We start from the raw sequence: 14,906 nt of genomic DNA, 5'->3' as shown, positions 1-14,906 counted from the left end.
ATGACACGCGCTGTCACAAAGGCGTTTCATATGGTGAGATGCTGGCCCAGAATGTGGGATTGGGCGTATTGTGTATGTCATGACGCGGACACTTGATTTGGCAGTAATCCCAGGCGACGGCATCGGACCAGAAGTGGTGAGCCAAGCCCTGAGGGTCATTATGGCATCCCTGGAAAACACCGATGTTGAGGTTGCAACCACCGAATACAACATCGGTGCAGAACACTGGCTTGCAACCGGGGAAACCCTCACCGAAGAAACCATGGAGAACCTCCGCCAGCACGAAGCGATCCTCTTCGGCGCAGTCGGTGCCGCCCCGGATGATGACCGGATCCCTTCCGGAATCCTCGAACGCGAAATCCTGCTCAAGCTGCGTTTCTCCTTCGACCACGCCGTCAACCTTCGCCCATCGCGGCTCTTCCCAGGCTCGGTCAGCCCGCTGAGCGAACCTGGCGAGATCGACTTCATCGTGGTCCGCGAAGGCACCGAAGGCCTGTACGCAGGCAACGGCGGACAGTTCAAAGCTGGAACGGAGCACGAAGTCGCAACTGAGGTTTCGATCAACACCGCCCACGGTGTGCGCCGCGTAGTCCGCGACGCTTTCGAACGAGCCAACGCGCGCCGCAAGAAACTGACACTGGTCCACAAGCACAACGTCCTGGTCAACGCCGGAAAGCTGTGGAACCGCATCGTGAACGAAGAAGCCGCCAACTATCCCGAGGTCACCGTCGACTACCTCCACGTCGACGCAGCGACCATCTTCATGGTCACCGACCCGTCCCGCTTCGATGTCATCGTGACCGACAACCTCTTCGGTGACATCCTCACCGACCTCGCTGGCGCCGTCACCGGCGGCATCGGCCTCGCATCCTCCGGCAACATCAACGTAGACGGAACCGCACCATCGATGTTTGAGCCAGTCCACGGCTCCGCACCGGATATCGCCGGCCAGAACATCGCAGACCCCACCGCCGCGATCCTCTCCGGCGCCCTGTTGTTGCGCCACGTGGGCCTCGACGAACAAGCCGAAGCGATCGAAGCCGCTGTTGAACGCGACCTCGCCGCGCTGGTTGACACGCCAGCTCCAGCAAAGCGGAGCACCACCGAAATCGGTGACGCGATCATCGCCCAGCTCAGCGCTTAGCGCCAAGAAACTGAAACCGGCCTCAAACTGAAACCCGCTGTCTTGCTCTACCGCATACGGTAGGCGCAGGACTAGGGTTACTTACAGGTGCGTGCAGGCTCACCGTCTGCGGCGCCGCGCAAACACATCACGAGCCGCCACCAAGAGCGGCGAAACGTATCGGAACTGGAGCAGAACAGTGGAGTTCACCCGCACGCTCACAACCAACCCAACCTCTGATGAGGAACGCAACAAGATCCTGCAGGACCCGGGCTTCGGCACGTTCTACACGGATCACCAGGTCATTATCGACTGGGATATTGACAAGGGTTGGCACGATGCGCGCGTGGTTCCGTACGGTCCCGTGACACTGGATCCTGCCGCGGCAGTATTGCATTACGGCCAGGAGATCTTTGAGGGTCTCAAGGCCTACCGCCACAAGGACGGCGGGGCCTACACCTTCCGTCCGGAAGAGAATGGTCGCCGGTTGAACCGCTCCGCGGTGCGTTTGGGCATGCCTGAGCTTCCGGTGGATGTTTTCTTGCAGGCCATTAAGGAACTCGTGAGCGCCGATGAGGCCTGGATCCCGGACGGCGACGGCGAATCGCTGTACTTGCGTCCTTTCATGATCGCGACTGAAGCGTTCCTGGGCGTGCGGCCATCGCATCGTTATGAGTTCCGCGTGATCGCGTCGCCTGCCGGTAACTACTTTGGTGGCGAGCTCAAGCCGGTCCAGATTTGGCTTTCGGAGACCTACGCCCGCGCAGGCCACGGCGGCACGGGTGAGGCGAAGTGCGGCGGTAACTACGCGGCCTCGCTCATCGCTCAGCTCGAAGCCGAGGCGAACGGCTGCCAGCAGGTCATCTTCACCGACCCAACCAACGATCACGCTGTTCAGGAACTCGGCGGCATGAACGTATTCTTTGTGATCGATGGAGGCAAGACGCTCGTGACCCCGGCGCTCGACGGCACCATCCTGCACGGCGTGACGCGTTCCTCGGTTCTTGAGCTGGCCCAAGAGAAGGGCTTGGCCGTCGAGCAGCGCACCTTCACTCTGGACGAGTGGAAGCGTCGCGTTGAGGACGGCTCGCTCGATGAGGTTTTCGCGTGCGGTACCGCTGCGGTCGTCACGCCTATTTCCGAGCTGCGCGGTCGCGAAACCACCCTCACGATGCCTGAGGTCAAGCAGGACGGCGTGTGGGCTTCGATTCGCCACGACCTGCTGGGTGTTCAGATCGGCGCGGTCGAAGACGCGCACGGCTGGCTGCACAAGCTCGCATAGCCGGCCAGTAGGCTAGAACCATGCGAATTGCCCGTTGTGTCACTGATAACGATCCGTTCTACGGCCTGGTAGAAGACCAGAAGGTCATCGAACTAGCTGGCGACCCTTTCTTCCATGGTGTTCAGCCGACCCAGACTGTTCATGACCTGGACGATGTGCGCTTGGTTGCGCCGATCATCCCGCGTTCCAAGATCGTGGGTTTCGGCAAGAACTATGCAGAGCATGCCCGCGAGATGGGTGGGGAAGCGCCCGCGCGTCCGCTCATGTTCTTGATGCCAAACACCGCAGTTCTGGGGCCGGGGGAGCCGATCCGCTTCCCGGATTTCTCTGACGAGATTTCCTACGAAGGAGAGCTGGCCGTGGTGATCGGCCGGATCTGCAAGGACGTCCCGGCGGAGAGCGCCCACGATGTCGTGTTTGGTTACACAGTCGCCAACGACCTCACTGCGCGGGATGCGCAGCGCAACGACGGCCAGTGGTCGCGCGCCAAGGGCTTCGATGGTTCGGTTCCGTTGGGTCCGTGGATCGAGACCGAACTGGACCCGGATGCGCTGGCGATCACCACGACCGTGGATGGCGAGACCGTCCAAGACGGCAACACTCGGGACATGCTGACACAGGTCGCCGAGCTGATCGCTCAAGCATCCGAGGCCTTCACCCTGCTTCCAGGCGATGTTCTGCTGACCGGAACCCCGGCCGGCGTCGGTCTTTTGCGTGAGGGTCAGACTGTCGAAGTCACGATCGAAGGCATCGGAACTCTTTCGAATCGCGTGATGTAGTTCAACCTGCGCTGCTGTAGTTCCAACTGCATTGATGCGATTCCAGCCGCGTGACGTAGCCGGCAGCGTATGAGCTTGCCGGCCACCGCATCGTTATTTAAACCAACTAAGATAAGGAATCATGAGCTTTACTGCGTCGCTTCCTACGGTTTCTGATTCAACTCCTGTACGTGTGCGTTTCTGCCCGTCGCCGACAGGTACTCCGCACGTTGGCATGGTCCGCACGGCCCTGTTCAACTGGGCCTACGCGCGCCACACGGGCGGCACCATGATTTTCCGCATCGAAGATACCGACGCGGCACGCGACTCCGAAGAGTCGTTCAACCAGGTCATCGACGCCATGGAGTGGCTCGGTATTGACTGGGACGAAGGCATCCGCGTGGGTGGCCCACAGGAGCCGTACCGCCAGTCGCAACGCATGGACATCTACGCCGATATCCTGCAGAAACTGATTGACGGCGGGTACGTGTACGAGGACTTCTCGACTCCCGAGGAAGTCAAGGAACGCCGCAAGGCCGCTGGCCAGGACGTTCAGCTTGGCTATGACAACTACGACCGCGACCTGACCGAGGAACAGAAGCAGGCGTTCCGCGACGAAGGTCGCAAGCCGGTTTTCCGTTTGCGGATGCCGGACGAGGACATCACATTCGATGACCTGATCCGCGGCGAGATCACGTTCCCTGCGGGATCTGTTCCGGACTTCGTCGTGGCACGTTCGAACGGTGCCCCGCTCTACACGCTCGTGAACCCGGTTGATGACGCACTGATGGGCGTGACGCACGTTCTGCGTGGTGAAGACATCTTGTCCTCGACCCCGCGCCAGATTGCACTGTACCGCGCGCTGATCGAACTGGGTATCGCACAGTACCTGCCGCGTTTCGGCCACATGCCGTACGTTATGGGGCAGGGGAACAAGAAGCTGTCGAAGCGCGACCCGGAATCCTCGCTGTTCAACCTGCGTGATGCGGGCTTCATCAAGGAAGGTCTCGTCAACTACCTCGCGCTGCTCGGTTGGGCGATCTCGGGTGACGAGGACATCTTCACGATGGACGAGATGGTCAAGGCTTTCGATATCAAGGATGTTCAGCCGAACCCGGCTCGCTTTGACGTCAAGAAGGCTGAAGCGATCAACGGTACGCACGTTCGCCGTTTGAGCCCTGAAATCTTCGTTGAGCGTCTGGTCCCGTACCTGCGCGACGCTGAGCTTGTCTCGGATCCGTTGACTGACGATGAGCGTCGTATCCTCGAGGCGGCTGCTCCGCTGGTTCAGGAGCGCATGCAGCTGCTGGGTGAAGCACCGAAGATGCTGGACTTCCTGTTCAAGGCTGATGCTGAAATCACGATGGACGAGGATGCTCTCAAGCGCATGCCGGAAAACCTCGGTGAAGTGATTGATGCGGCAGCGGATGCGCTCGAGAAGGTTTCAGACTTTACGGTAGAGAACATCGAGCAGGCTTTGCGTGAGAGCCTCATTGAAGGCCTCGAGCTCAAGCCACGTTTTGCGTTCGGTCCGGTGCGCACCGCGATTTCGGGTCACCGTGTATCGCCGCCGTTGTTCGAGTCGCTCGAGATTCTTGGCAAGGAATCCACGCTGGCGCGCTTGCGGGCGTTCCGCGAGAATCACGTCGAGTAGGCGTAGTTGCAATGTAGTGTTTGCGGGCGCTAGACACCTTGGGGTTTCACCCCGTTAATGTGGCGTTCGACACGAGGGAGGGAACCGATTTGGTTTCCTCCCTCGTCTCATGTAGGCTAAACAATCGCATGCCATAGCGATCAAAAGATTTTATGGTTGCGAACAAACGCTTAGCGCGGAGATACAAAAGTATTGAAATGCTGAGCGGAGCTAATTGAATATGCGTAATCATATTGATCGTGCTACAATCGAATGCACATTGGGATATGGTGTAATTGGCAACACGACTGATTCTGGTTCAGTTATTCTAGGTTCGAGTCCTGGTATCCCAGCGAAGGTCCTTCCGCTGTAAGCAGTGTTGAGGATCAGCGATTCCCCTTCGAAAATCCCACTGTCTTGCTCAATCAAGTCAGTGCATGAGGTAGGGGAAAGCATTTGGCCCCATCGTATAGCGGCCTAGTACGCCGCCCTCTCACGGCGGTAACGCGGGTTCGAATCCCGCTGGGGTCACGTCGCACACACGTTCACGAACTCAACAGTTCGCTAACTCAATATGAGGCTAAAACTCAATATGAGACTCAGCACAGGTTGATCTTGTGCATTGCGCAGGTTAGATCTTGAGCAGCGTGTCGCGAAAGCGGCCCCATCGTATAGCGGCCTAGTACGCCGCCCTCTCACGGCGGTAACGCGGGTTCGAATCCCGCTGGGGTCACGAAAGAAAAATCCCGGTGATGAACTCGCCGGGATTTTTTATGCCCTAATCTAGGGCTATCTGAACGTTGGGGCCGTAGAGATACAGCCCCATGCGAATGCAGCGCTATCAGGACACAGCGCCATGCGAATGCTGCCGAAGGAGAGCTTATGGGAACCGTGAGCGGGATGGGCGAGCGCGCGATCATCGCTTCCATCAATCAGGCATTCGGTTCTGGGGCGGCATCGCAGGCCGCGCTTTCCCATTCGGGTTCAGGTGGCGCTGACGGGCTCGCGCAGGTCCTGAGTCGAGTGGTTGTAGCCAATGGCGACGACGCGGCTGTGGTTGCCGCGAATGCTCCCATGGTTTTCACGATGGACACCTCCGTCGAAGGTCAGGATTTCATGCTGACATGGCCGAGCGGCGCCAAAACCGATGCGCGGATGCTCGGATTCAAATGTGCCGCCCAGAATCTTTCCGACATCAACGCGATGGGGGCCCGCACCCGTTATCTCCTGGTGTCGTTGTCGTTCCCTGGCGATATCGAGGAGACATGGCCAGCCGAGTTCGCGGCTGGGCTGCGGCAAGCGTGCGATGAGCTCGGTGCTCGAGGTGTTGAGCTCATCGGAGGGGATGTTTCGGCTGCGGAATCGATTGGAGTGTCAATCACTGCGATCGGCGAACTAGACGTTGATGCCAACCCGCTCGTGCGCAGCGCGGCGCAGCCCGGGGACGATGTGTATGTGGCTGGTCGCGTCCCGGGAACTTCAGGATCTGCTCTCAATGAGCTTTTGTCGCCGCGCGCAGACGCGCACAGTGCCTCTGAAACTGAGCTGCAACGAGCGCTTGCCGCTCACTTCATGCCAGCTCCGCCGCTAGCCGTCGGTCCGTTGTTAGCAGCACGCGAGCACCGCATCGCAAGCATTGACACATCTGACGGGCTCGTGCGTGATGCCACGCGCATCGCACAAGCCAGCGGGGTTGCGCTTGTGCTCGATGAAGCGGCCATCAACAGTTTCGCCGCTAGGCTCGCTGAATCTTGGAGGCTATCCGAGCAAGAAGCGCGGCACAACGTTTTGTACGGGGGAGAGGACTTCAATCTGCTGTTCACGCTTCCGGCCGAAGCTGAGACCCCATCGGTTGACGGGGTAGCGATCCGCCGCATCGGCACAGTTGAACAGTTAAGCCAGCCAGAGGCGACATCTGGTGAGGAAGCTGGCGCCTACATCGCTGGCCGCCGCCTCGACGAAACCCTTGGCTTCGACCACTACAGCAGTGCGTGAAGCACAGCCGAGTCAGGTCGCGATGGCGGCGCTGAGATCGTGGGCTACCTGCGCGACGATGCTGCCGTAACGGCGGCCAGGGTCGTTGCCGATGCGCTGAACAGGGCCCGACATCGAAAGCGCGGCGATCACTTTTCCTGAGGGGCTGAAGATTGGCGCGGACACTGAGGCCACGCCTCGTTCACGTTCACCCACAGATTGGGCCCACCCGCGCTGCTTGACCCGGGCGAGGTCGTGGGCGGTGAATCGTGCGCCTTCAAGCCCCTGGACGATGCGTGCCTGGTCCTCCCATGCGAGCAAGACCTGCGCCGCAGAGCCGGCACTCATGGACAGCTGCGTGCCGACAGGGATGGTGTCGCGGAGGCCAGTGGGACGCTCGGCGGACGCTATGCAGACGCGGAGGTCGCCTTGGCGCTTAAATACCTGGGTGCTTTCGTTGGTGAGTTCACGCAAGCGGTGGAGTGAAGGGCGTGAAGCAGCAACGAGCCGGTCTTGGCCTGCGGCTGCCGCGAGTTCAGTGAGGCGTGGACCGAGCGTGAAGCGTCCGTGGAGGTCTTTGGTCACGAGCCCGTGGTGCGCGAGAGCTTGAGCGAGCCGGTGCGCTGTTGGGCGCGCAAGATGGGTTGTTTCTACGAGTTCCGCGAGGCTTGCTGGTCCAGATTCGAGGGCATCAAGGATCATGGTCGCCTTGTCGATGACGCCAACACCGCTGCTTTGTGACATATGAGACACCTTAGCGTCTCAATTGTTGAGACACAAGACCATAATGTGGAATAGTCTGGTGTTAGCGTGGTCATATACACGTTGCACATGACCCTGCTGAGCGTTACCGAAGACTCGGTGATGCTGAACCAGCGGCAGGTATCGCGAGGAATCTAGGAAGGACAGACACTATGTCGAGCACAGGCGCACCGCGCACCTTGGCAGAAAAGGTGTGGGAAGACCACGTCGTAGCCCGGGGTGAAGGCGAGGGCCTTAACCGCCGCCCTGACTTGCTCTACATCGACCTTCACCTCGTTCACGAGGTCACCTCGCCGCAGGCTTTCGAAGGTCTGCGACTGGCCGGCCGTAAGCTGCGCCGCCCCGACCTCACGATTGCAACCGAGGACCACAACACGCCGACTCTGGACATCGACCGGCCGATCCAGGACCCGATTTCCGCCAAGCAGATCGAAACCTTGCGCGCTAACTGCGAGGAGTTTGGCGTTCGCCTGCATTCCCTGGGCGATAAAGAACAAGGCATTGTGCACGTCGTGGGCCCACAGTTGGGACTCACGCAGCCAGGTATGACCATCGTGTGCGGCGACTCCCACACCTCGACTCACGGCGCTTTCGGTGCTCTGGCCTTCGGCATCGGAACCTCCGAGGTCGAACACGTCATGGCGACGCAGACTCTGCCGCTCAAACCTTTCAAGACCATGGCGATCAACGTTGAAGGAACCCTGCGCCCAGGCGTGACGTCCAAGGACATTATCCTCGCCGTGATCGCCAAGATCGGCACCGGCGGCGGACAAGGCTACGTCCTGGAGTACCGTGGCTCTGCGATCGAACAGCTTTCGATGGAAGCACGCATGACGATGTGCAACATGTCCATCGAGGCAGGTGCGCGTGCCGGCATGATCGCTCCAGACCAGACGACCTTCGACTACATCAAGGGTCGCCCACACGCCCCACAAGGCGAAGAGTGGGATGCTGCAGTCGAATACTGGAAGACCCTGCGCACCGATGACGACGCGGCCTTCGATGCGGAGGTGTTCCTCGACGCAGATGAACTCGAATCGTTCGTTACGTGGGGCACCAACCCTGGCCAGGGTGTTTCGCTCAGCGACGTCGTCCCGCACCCAGAGGAATGCGGCGACGAAAACGAGAAGGCTGCGGCTCAGCGCGCGCTCGAATACATGGGTCTTGAAGCCGGAACCCGCATGAAGGACATCCGCGTGGACACCGTGTTCCTCGGCTCTTGCACCAACTCGCGCATGGAAGACCTCCGTGCCGCAGCCGACGTGATCCGCGGACGCGAGAAGGACCCGAACGTACGCATGATCGTCGTTCCGGGTTCCGCACGCGTGCGGCTCGAGGCGGAAGCCGAAGGCCTCGACAAGGTGTTCAAGGACTTCGGAGCCGAATGGCGCTTCGCCGGATGCTCGATGTGCCTGGGTATGAACCCGGACCAGCTCGCAGAAGGCGAGCGTTGCGCATCGACCTCCAACCGCAACTTCGAAGGCCGCCAAGGCAAGGGTGGGCGCACCCACCTCGTGTCCCCGCTCGTCGCGGCGGCAACCGCCGTCCGAGGCACGCTGTCCTCGCCATCGGACATCCTCGAGAACGCAACCGCCTCCGCATAACCGCACGCTGGTAGAGAAGGACATTCATCATGGAGAAATTCAGCACACACACCGGCGTTGCCGTGCCACTGCGAGCATCCAACGTCGACACCGACCAGATCATCCCGGCGGTCTACCTCAAGCGCATCACCAAGACCGGTTTCGATGACGCGCTGTTTGCCCGCTGGCGTCAGGACCCAGGGTTCATCCTGAACCAGGAGCCGTACAAGAACGGTAGCGTTTTGATCGCTGGCGCGGACTTCGGTACCGGTTCTTCGCGCGAACACGCCGTGTGGGCGCTCAAGGACTACGGTTTCCGCGTCGTGATCTCGTCCCGTTTCGCGGACATCTTCCGCGGTAACTCCGGCAAGCAGGGCCTGGTTGCGGCGCAGGTTGAACAGTCCGATGTTGAACTGCTGTGGAAGCAGGTCGAGCAGGACCCAGGTATGGAGGTCACTGTGGACCTTCCGAACCGCACCGTGACCGCGGGTTCGCTGACCGTGAGCTTCTACATCGACCCGGACACCGCGTGGCGGCTCGCAGAAGGCCTCGACGACATCGACCTTTCGCTGCGCCAAGAAGACGCGATCGTGGACTACGAGGCGCGCCGCCCATCGTTCAAACCAGAGACACTGCCGGCACGTTCCTAACTCAACGCTGACCGGCTGTGTGTCGGCAGGTCCCGTGAGGGGTTCAACGCGTATGACCGCGAACGAGTTTCCTCCCACGGGTTGAGCGTGCTGACCTATATGATGGTGAGGAACTTACGGGTTGACCCCGTGCCGTCCATTGCCCACTCATGACAAGGAATGCTGAAGCGTGACGACCAAGGTCTTGTCCATTAACGGTGGCCGCCCTCTCAACGGTGAAGTGACCGTTCGCGGCGCCAAGAATCTGGTGCCTAAGGCGATGGTTGCGTCCCTGTTGGGTAGCGGTAAGTCGATCTTGCGTAACGTGCCTCAGATTAAGGATGTCGATGTGGTTGCCGGCTTGTTGCGGCTGCACGGCGTCACTGTGGATGTGGACCACGCTAAGGGCGAGATCGTGATGGATCCGTCCGGAGCGAAGACGGCCTCGAGTGCGGAGATCGACGCATACGCGGGGGACTCGCGCATTCCGATCCTGTTCTGTGGACCTCTCATGCATACGATCGGGGAGGCTTTCATCCCGGATCTCGGCGGTTGCCGTATTGGTGACCGTCCGATCGACTATCACCTGCAGGTTTTGCGGGAGTTCGGTGCGATCGTCGACAAGGCTCCGAACGGGATCACCATTTCGGCTCGTAACGGCCTCTACGGTGCGAAGGTTGAACTTCCGTACCCATCGGTGGGCGCTACCGAGCAGGTTCTGCTGACTGCGGTTCGGGCCAAGGGCATCACTGAGCTCAAGAACGCTGCGGTTGAGCCTGAGATTCAGGACCTCATCTCTGTTTTGCAGAAGATGGGCGCGATCATCGATCTTCGCGGTGAACGCACACTCGTGATTGAGGGCGTCGAGTCTCTGCGGGCCTACGACCACACTGCGTTGCCTGACCGTAATGAGGGTGCATCGTGGGCTTCGGCAGCGCTGGCGACGGGTGGCGACATCCTCGTTAAGGGTGCCGCGCAGAAGGATCTCTCTGCGTTCCTGAACTGCTATCGCCGACTTGGTGGTGAGTTCGAGGTACAGAACGAAGGGATCCGGTTCTTCCACCCGGGTGGTGAGCTCAACCCGCTGGTTCTTGAGACCGATGTGCATCCAGGCTTTATGACGGACTGGCAGCAGCCGCTCGTGGTTGCGCTGACCCAGGCGACCGGCGTTTCGATTGTTCACGAGACCGTGTATGAGAACCGTTTCGGCTTCACTGACGCGCTCAAGCGCATGGGTGCCACTATCCAGTTGCACCGTCAGTGCCTCGGTTCGCTTCCGTGCCGCTTCGGTAACCGCGACTTCCTGCACTCGGCAGTCATCACGGGTAAGTCCCAGCTCAAGGGCGCAGACTTTGTGATCCCGGACTTGCGCGGCGGTTTTTCCCACGTGATCGCGGCTCTCGCTGCAGACGGCGTCTCGAATGCGACCGGTATCGACCTCATCAATCGCGGCTACGAACACTTCATCGATAAGTTGCTCGCTCTTGGTGCCGATGTTGAGCTCAAGGAGCAGAGCAACTGATGAAGCGGAAGGGATCTAACGAAACCCGCGCCGCACGTTTCACTTTTGGTTTCGCCGCATCGTTCGTGCGGCCCACTTTGGCGCTGATGCTCAAGCGAACCTGGGTTGGCTTGGGTTCGATCAAGCCGGGTTCGATCATTGTTTCGAACCACATCAGCGAACTTGATCCGCTGATCGTGGCTGAAGCCTTGTACGCGCACAGGCTCCTTCCGCGTTTCCTCGCGAAGTCTTCACTGTTTAAAATCCCCGTTGTGGGTCGGATTTTGAAAGCGACCGGACAGATTCCAGTCGAGCGTGGCGGCCCGGGAGCTAAGCTGTCGCTCGAGGCCGCGGCTGAGGTCATCGGACGTGGCGGCGTCATCATCATCTATCCGGAAGGTACCCTGACGAAGGACCCGGATAAGTGGCCGATGCAGGCACGCACTGGCGCGGCCCGGCTTGCGTTGAAAACCAACGCGCCCATCGTCCCGGTAGTTCACTGGGGTGACCAGGAACTTTTGGGTGGGAAGCCACGTAGGCTACGGTTGTTCCCGCGGAAAGCGACTGTGGTCATGGCAGGCTCCGAGATTGAGATGGATGATCTGCGTGAAGAGCCTATGACCCGTTCCGTCCTGGATGAGGCAACCAGCCGCATCATGAAGCACATGATGTACTTGGTCGCTGATCTGCGCGGTGAAGAACCGCCGGAGGTCCCGTGGTCGCCTACAGAGGATGCGGATGAACAGCTTAAGCGGCGCGAAGAAGAAAAGCGGCGCCGCGAAGAGCAAGAGGATTGGTAACGGCCGGTGTTGGCCGCAAGCAGACGTCAAGACAAGCGCTTCAGGGCAGATAAGCGCTTTAGGGCACAGTACAGCGTTGGAGGCATGGGCGTGAAGAATCTCACCGTCATGGGTTCGGGTTCGTGGGGAACCACGTTCGCAAAGGTTCTGGCAGATGCCAACCCGGAAGCGACTGTAACCTTGTGGGCCCGCCGTGATGAGGTGGCCGAAGAGATCGCTACGAAACACACTAATAGTGGCTACCTCGGTGACTTGACGTTGCCTTTCAACATCACTGCGACGTCGGACGCCGTAGCCGCGCTAAATGGCGCGGACATGGTGGTTTTGGCGGTTCCTGCGCAGACGTTGCGTGAACAGCTCGCGCAGTGGGCGGATGCGATCCCAGCTGACGCGGTCATTGTTTCTCTCATGAAGGGCCTTGAACGGGGCACGGGCTTGCGTATGACGCAGGTTGTCCAGGAGGTCCTGGGAACTTCGGAAGACAAGCTTGTGGTCCTTTCCGGTCCTAACCTTGCGCGTGAGATCGCGCGGGAGGAGCCGACCGCGTCGGTGGTTGCATGCTCTGTGACTGAAACCGCTGATGCCGTAGCGCAGGCGTGCACCGCGCCGTACTTCCGTCCGTACACGAACCGAGACGTCATCGGCGCTGAGATCGGCGGTATCGTGAAGAACATCATCGCCCTGGCTGTCGGCATGTGCGATGGCATGGGCATGGGCGACAACACGAAGGCGACCGTGATCACGCGTGGGCTTGCCGAGACCACGCGTTTGGCCGTCGCGATGGGCGGTAAGGCTGAGACGATGTCGGGGCTCGCCGGAATGGGCGACCTTGTGGCGACATGCGCGTCGTCGTTGTCGCGTAACTACACTGCGGGCCGCTTGTTTGGGCAGGGGCTCAGCATGGACCAGGTGACCTCGAAGATGACGCAGGTTGCTGAGGGCGTCAAGAGCTGTTCAGCGGTTTTGGAGCTTGCTCACGAGAACGGCGTTGACATGCCGATCGCCGCCGCAGCTTCGAAGGTTCTGGACGGCTCCGTGCCTGTTATCAAGATGCCGAAACTATTGCTTGACCGCGATTTGAAATCTGAGGAGCGTAACCAATGACAACCTCTCAAAAAAGGGTTCTGCTCCTGTTCGGTGGCCAGTCGAGCGAGCATTCGGTTTCGTGCGTAACCGCGGCCGGGGTTTTGCGCGCTATCGACACGGATCGTTTCACGGTGATCCCGGTGGGTGTGACGCAGGACGGCCGTTGGACGGTGGTTCCTCCTCAGCAGGTTCTCACGTATTCATTCGATGGCGGTGTTGAGCCGGTCGTTGAGCTGCAGGGGCAACCGGTGCGGCTCATACGTTCTGAAGATTCCGATGCGGCTGCTCGCTTGGTGACGGATGCTCAGCCTGGTGAGATGGTCAAGCTGCTCGCTGGGATCGATGTTGTGTTCCCTCTGTTGCATGGTCCTTATGGTGAGGACGGCACGGTTCAGGGCTTCTTGGAGCTGCTCGGCGTTCCGTATGTGGGCTCCGGCGTTGCGGCCTCGGCTGTCGGTATGGATAAGCATCTGATGAAGATGGCTTTCAGTGCTGCTGGTTTGCGCGTGGGGCCGTATCAGGTGGTCACTGACCGCGAATGGGACGCTGATCCTCAGGGGTGCCTAGACCGCTGTGAAGGCCTTGAGCTTCCTTTGTTTGTGAAGCCTGCTCGCGCGGGTTCTTCGCAGGGCGTTGTTCGCGTTGATGATCGCGAGGATTTGAGCCTTGCGATTGAGGAGGCGCGGATGCATGACCCTAAGGTTCTGGTAGAGCAGGGTATTTCGGGCCGTGAGATCGAGTGCGCAGCGCTTGAAGGACGCCGCGGAAAGCCGACGCGTGCTTCGGTTGGTGGCGAGGTTGTGGTCGATGCGGCTGCGGCTGATCTGTACGACTACGAGTCGAAGTACTTGGCCGACGATAACGCCCGCACCGAGGCACCCGCGCGGCTGACTGACGAACAGGCGGACTCGCTAAGAGAGCAAGCGGTTGTTGCTTATGATGCGTTGGGCTGCGAAGGTCCTGCGCGCGTGGACTTTTTCTTGGACGAGGCCGGCGAGTGGATCATCAATGAGATCAACACGATGCCCGGCTTCACGCCGATTAGCATGTACCCGCAGTTGTGGGCGGCGAGCGGGCTACCGTATGAGGATTTGATTACGGAGCTGATTACGCTCGCACTAGAGCGCCGCGCAGGGCTGCTCCGCTAGCATGTTTCGCTAGCCTTCTGCGCGTTGAGTTGGTTGGTTTAGTCATCGGCGCCTTTGCTGACGACGTCTTCGTCGATATCTTCAGGCGCATCCAAGTTGAGGTCACGTGCCGACGAGCAGCGTTTCGTCGCTTCGTTGTTCTTGACGGCATCAGAGACGGCAACGGCGACGTCGGAAGACGAGATGCGTGCGGTGTCGATCGTGATGGTGATGTAAGGTTCGCGTCCATAAGTTGCGATCGTCCACGTGCCGTCGTTGTTTTCCCGCGCGGTCCAGTCGACCTCGTCAATGGTTGAGCACCGATCGGATGTCACAGCGGGAGCGATCTCGCCACATTTGAGGATCGCCGAAGCTGGCTGACCCCAGGCCGCGGTGGCTTGGCTTGTGGTCTTCCGTTTAGGCTGGCCAGAGATTTCGCGTGGCAGCGTGATCATGACTTGCGCGCATCGGGCATCGGCCGCGTTTTCAGCGGGAGCAACTTCAACGGGTTCGCTACAGCCGCTCAACGAAAGGCCCGCACCAAGAGCCAGCACAGTCGCGATCGCACCCTTGCGCACGCGAGAGCGGTGTGGCTGGCTCGAGCGTCCTGAGACGAACGGTTGGCGAAAAACGGAAGTTGCACGCATA

At 60.0% G+C, this 14,906-nt stretch carries 13 protein-coding genes and 3 tRNA genes; 14 read left to right on the top strand and 2 right to left on the bottom strand.

Annotated features, from left to right (window positions below):
• Positions 1-79: 79 nt before the first annotated feature.
• The 8 genes from JOD50_RS09925 to thiL all read left to right on the top strand — a co-directional run bounded on the left by JOD50_RS09925 (position 80) and on the right by thiL (position 6,791).
• The gene (locus JOD50_RS09925; protein ID WP_204881398.1) at positions 80-1,144 is read left to right on the top strand and encodes a 3-isopropylmalate dehydrogenase; all 1,065 of its coding nucleotides are present in this window, start codon (positions 80-82) and stop codon (positions 1,142-1,144) included.
• A 178-nt stretch (positions 1,145-1,322) separates the two neighbouring features.
• A complete protein-coding gene (locus tag JOD50_RS09920; protein ID WP_204881397.1) occupies positions 1,323-2,405 on the top strand; it encodes a branched-chain amino acid aminotransferase in 1,083 nt (360 codons plus the stop codon).
• Positions 2,406-2,425: 20 nt separating this feature from the next.
• A complete protein-coding gene (locus JOD50_RS09915; RefSeq protein ID WP_204881396.1) occupies positions 2,426-3,184 on the top strand; it encodes a fumarylacetoacetate hydrolase family protein in 759 nt (252 codons plus the stop codon).
• Between the two features lie 121 nt (positions 3,185-3,305).
• Positions 3,306-4,817 (top strand): glutamate--tRNA ligase, encoded by a 1,512-nt coding sequence (gene gltX / locus JOD50_RS09910; protein ID WP_204881395.1) that lies wholly within the window; start codon positions 3,306-3,308, stop codon positions 4,815-4,817.
• 260 nt (positions 4,818-5,077) lie between these two features.
• A tRNA-Gln gene (locus JOD50_RS09905) sits at positions 5,078-5,149 on the top strand.
• A 105-nt stretch (positions 5,150-5,254) separates the two neighbouring features.
• Positions 5,255-5,327 (top strand) — tRNA-Glu (locus JOD50_RS09900).
• Positions 5,328-5,456: 129 nt separating this feature from the next.
• Positions 5,457-5,529, top strand: a tRNA-Glu gene (locus JOD50_RS09895).
• Between the two features lie 149 nt (positions 5,530-5,678).
• Entirely contained in the window at positions 5,679-6,791 is a 1,113-nt protein-coding gene (gene thiL / locus JOD50_RS09890; protein ID WP_204881394.1) for a thiamine-phosphate kinase, read from the top strand.
• Between the two features lie 12 nt (positions 6,792-6,803).
• On the opposite strand, the gene JOD50_RS09885 is transcribed toward thiL, so the two are convergent.
• Complete coding sequence (locus tag JOD50_RS09885) at positions 6,804-7,514, bottom strand: IclR family transcriptional regulator (RefSeq protein ID WP_204881393.1); 711 nt, start codon at positions 7,512-7,514, stop codon at positions 6,804-6,806.
• 170 nt (positions 7,515-7,684) lie between these two features.
• Between JOD50_RS09885 and leuC the strand changes: the two genes are divergently transcribed.
• The 6 genes from leuC to JOD50_RS09855 all read left to right on the top strand — a co-directional run bounded on the left by leuC (position 7,685) and on the right by JOD50_RS09855 (position 14,279).
• Positions 7,685-9,136 (top strand): 3-isopropylmalate dehydratase large subunit, encoded by a 1,452-nt coding sequence (gene leuC / locus JOD50_RS09880; RefSeq protein ID WP_204881392.1) that lies wholly within the window; start codon positions 7,685-7,687, stop codon positions 9,134-9,136.
• 29 nt (positions 9,137-9,165) lie between these two features.
• Positions 9,166-9,765: a 3-isopropylmalate dehydratase small subunit gene (leuD, locus tag JOD50_RS09875; RefSeq protein WP_204881391.1), complete on the top strand. Its 600-nt coding sequence runs from the start codon at positions 9,166-9,168 to the stop codon at positions 9,763-9,765.
• Positions 9,766-9,934: 169 nt separating this feature from the next.
• Complete coding sequence (murA, locus tag JOD50_RS09870; RefSeq protein WP_204881390.1) at positions 9,935-11,266, top strand: UDP-N-acetylglucosamine 1-carboxyvinyltransferase; 1,332 nt, start codon at positions 9,935-9,937, stop codon at positions 11,264-11,266.
• The gene (locus JOD50_RS09865; protein ID WP_204881389.1) at positions 11,266-12,045 is read left to right on the top strand and encodes a lysophospholipid acyltransferase family protein; all 780 of its coding nucleotides are present in this window, start codon (positions 11,266-11,268) and stop codon (positions 12,043-12,045) included. Before murA ends, JOD50_RS09865 begins: the two co-directional genes overlap by 1 nt.
• Positions 12,046-12,129: 84 nt before the next feature.
• Positions 12,130-13,149 carry an NAD(P)H-dependent glycerol-3-phosphate dehydrogenase gene (locus JOD50_RS09860; RefSeq protein ID WP_239541577.1) on the top strand — a complete coding sequence of 340 codons (1,020 nt, stop codon included), beginning with the start codon at positions 12,130-12,132 and terminating at the stop codon, positions 13,147-13,149.
• Positions 13,146-14,279: a D-alanine--D-alanine ligase family protein gene (locus JOD50_RS09855; protein ID WP_204881388.1), complete on the top strand. Its 1,134-nt coding sequence runs from the start codon at positions 13,146-13,148 to the stop codon at positions 14,277-14,279. The genes JOD50_RS09860 and JOD50_RS09855 overlap by 4 nt, the downstream gene beginning before the upstream one ends.
• 38 nt (positions 14,280-14,317) lie before the next feature.
• On the opposite strand, the gene JOD50_RS09850 is transcribed toward JOD50_RS09855, so the two are convergent.
• Entirely contained in the window at positions 14,318-14,905 is a 588-nt protein-coding gene (locus JOD50_RS09850) for a DUF3515 domain-containing protein (protein ID WP_204881387.1), read from the bottom strand.
• Position 14,906: the final 1 nt, after the last annotated feature.

Origin of the sequence: Pseudoglutamicibacter cumminsii (assembly GCF_016907775.1) — a bacterium.
GTDB lineage: Bacteria > Actinomycetota > Actinomycetes > Actinomycetales > Micrococcaceae > Pseudoglutamicibacter > Pseudoglutamicibacter cumminsii.
Note: the sequence above shows the minus strand (reverse complement) of the source record. Positions and strands in the feature narration are given on the sequence as shown.

Bases quoted from the DNA above. Each gene is read 5' to 3' on its own strand.
- JOD50_RS09925 (WP_204881398.1), top strand. From the start codon at position 80: ATGACGCGGACACTTGATTTGGCAGTAATCCCAGGCGACGGCATCGGA.
- leuC (WP_204881392.1), top strand. From the start codon at position 7,685: ATGTCGAGCACAGGCGCACCGCGCACCTTGGCAGAAAAGGTGTGGGAA.
- JOD50_RS09850 (WP_204881387.1), bottom strand. From the start codon at position 14,905: ATGCGTGCAACTTCCGTTTTTCGCCAACCGTTCGTCTCAGGACGCTCG.
- JOD50_RS09865 (WP_204881389.1), top strand. From the start codon at position 11,266: ATGAAGCGGAAGGGATCTAACGAAACCCGCGCCGCACGTTTCACTTTT.
- JOD50_RS09915 (WP_204881396.1), top strand. From the start codon at position 2,426: ATGCGAATTGCCCGTTGTGTCACTGATAACGATCCGTTCTACGGCCTG.
- leuD (WP_204881391.1), top strand. From the start codon at position 9,166: ATGGAGAAATTCAGCACACACACCGGCGTTGCCGTGCCACTGCGAGCA.
- JOD50_RS09885 (WP_204881393.1), bottom strand. From the start codon at position 7,514: ATGTCACAAAGCAGCGGTGTTGGCGTCATCGACAAGGCGACCATGATC.
- JOD50_RS09855 (WP_204881388.1), top strand. From the start codon at position 13,146: ATGACAACCTCTCAAAAAAGGGTTCTGCTCCTGTTCGGTGGCCAGTCG.
- gltX (WP_204881395.1), top strand. From the start codon at position 3,306: ATGAGCTTTACTGCGTCGCTTCCTACGGTTTCTGATTCAACTCCTGTA.
- JOD50_RS09860 (WP_239541577.1), top strand. From the start codon at position 12,130: ATGGGCGTGAAGAATCTCACCGTCATGGGTTCGGGTTCGTGGGGAACC.
- thiL (WP_204881394.1), top strand. From the start codon at position 5,679: ATGGGAACCGTGAGCGGGATGGGCGAGCGCGCGATCATCGCTTCCATC.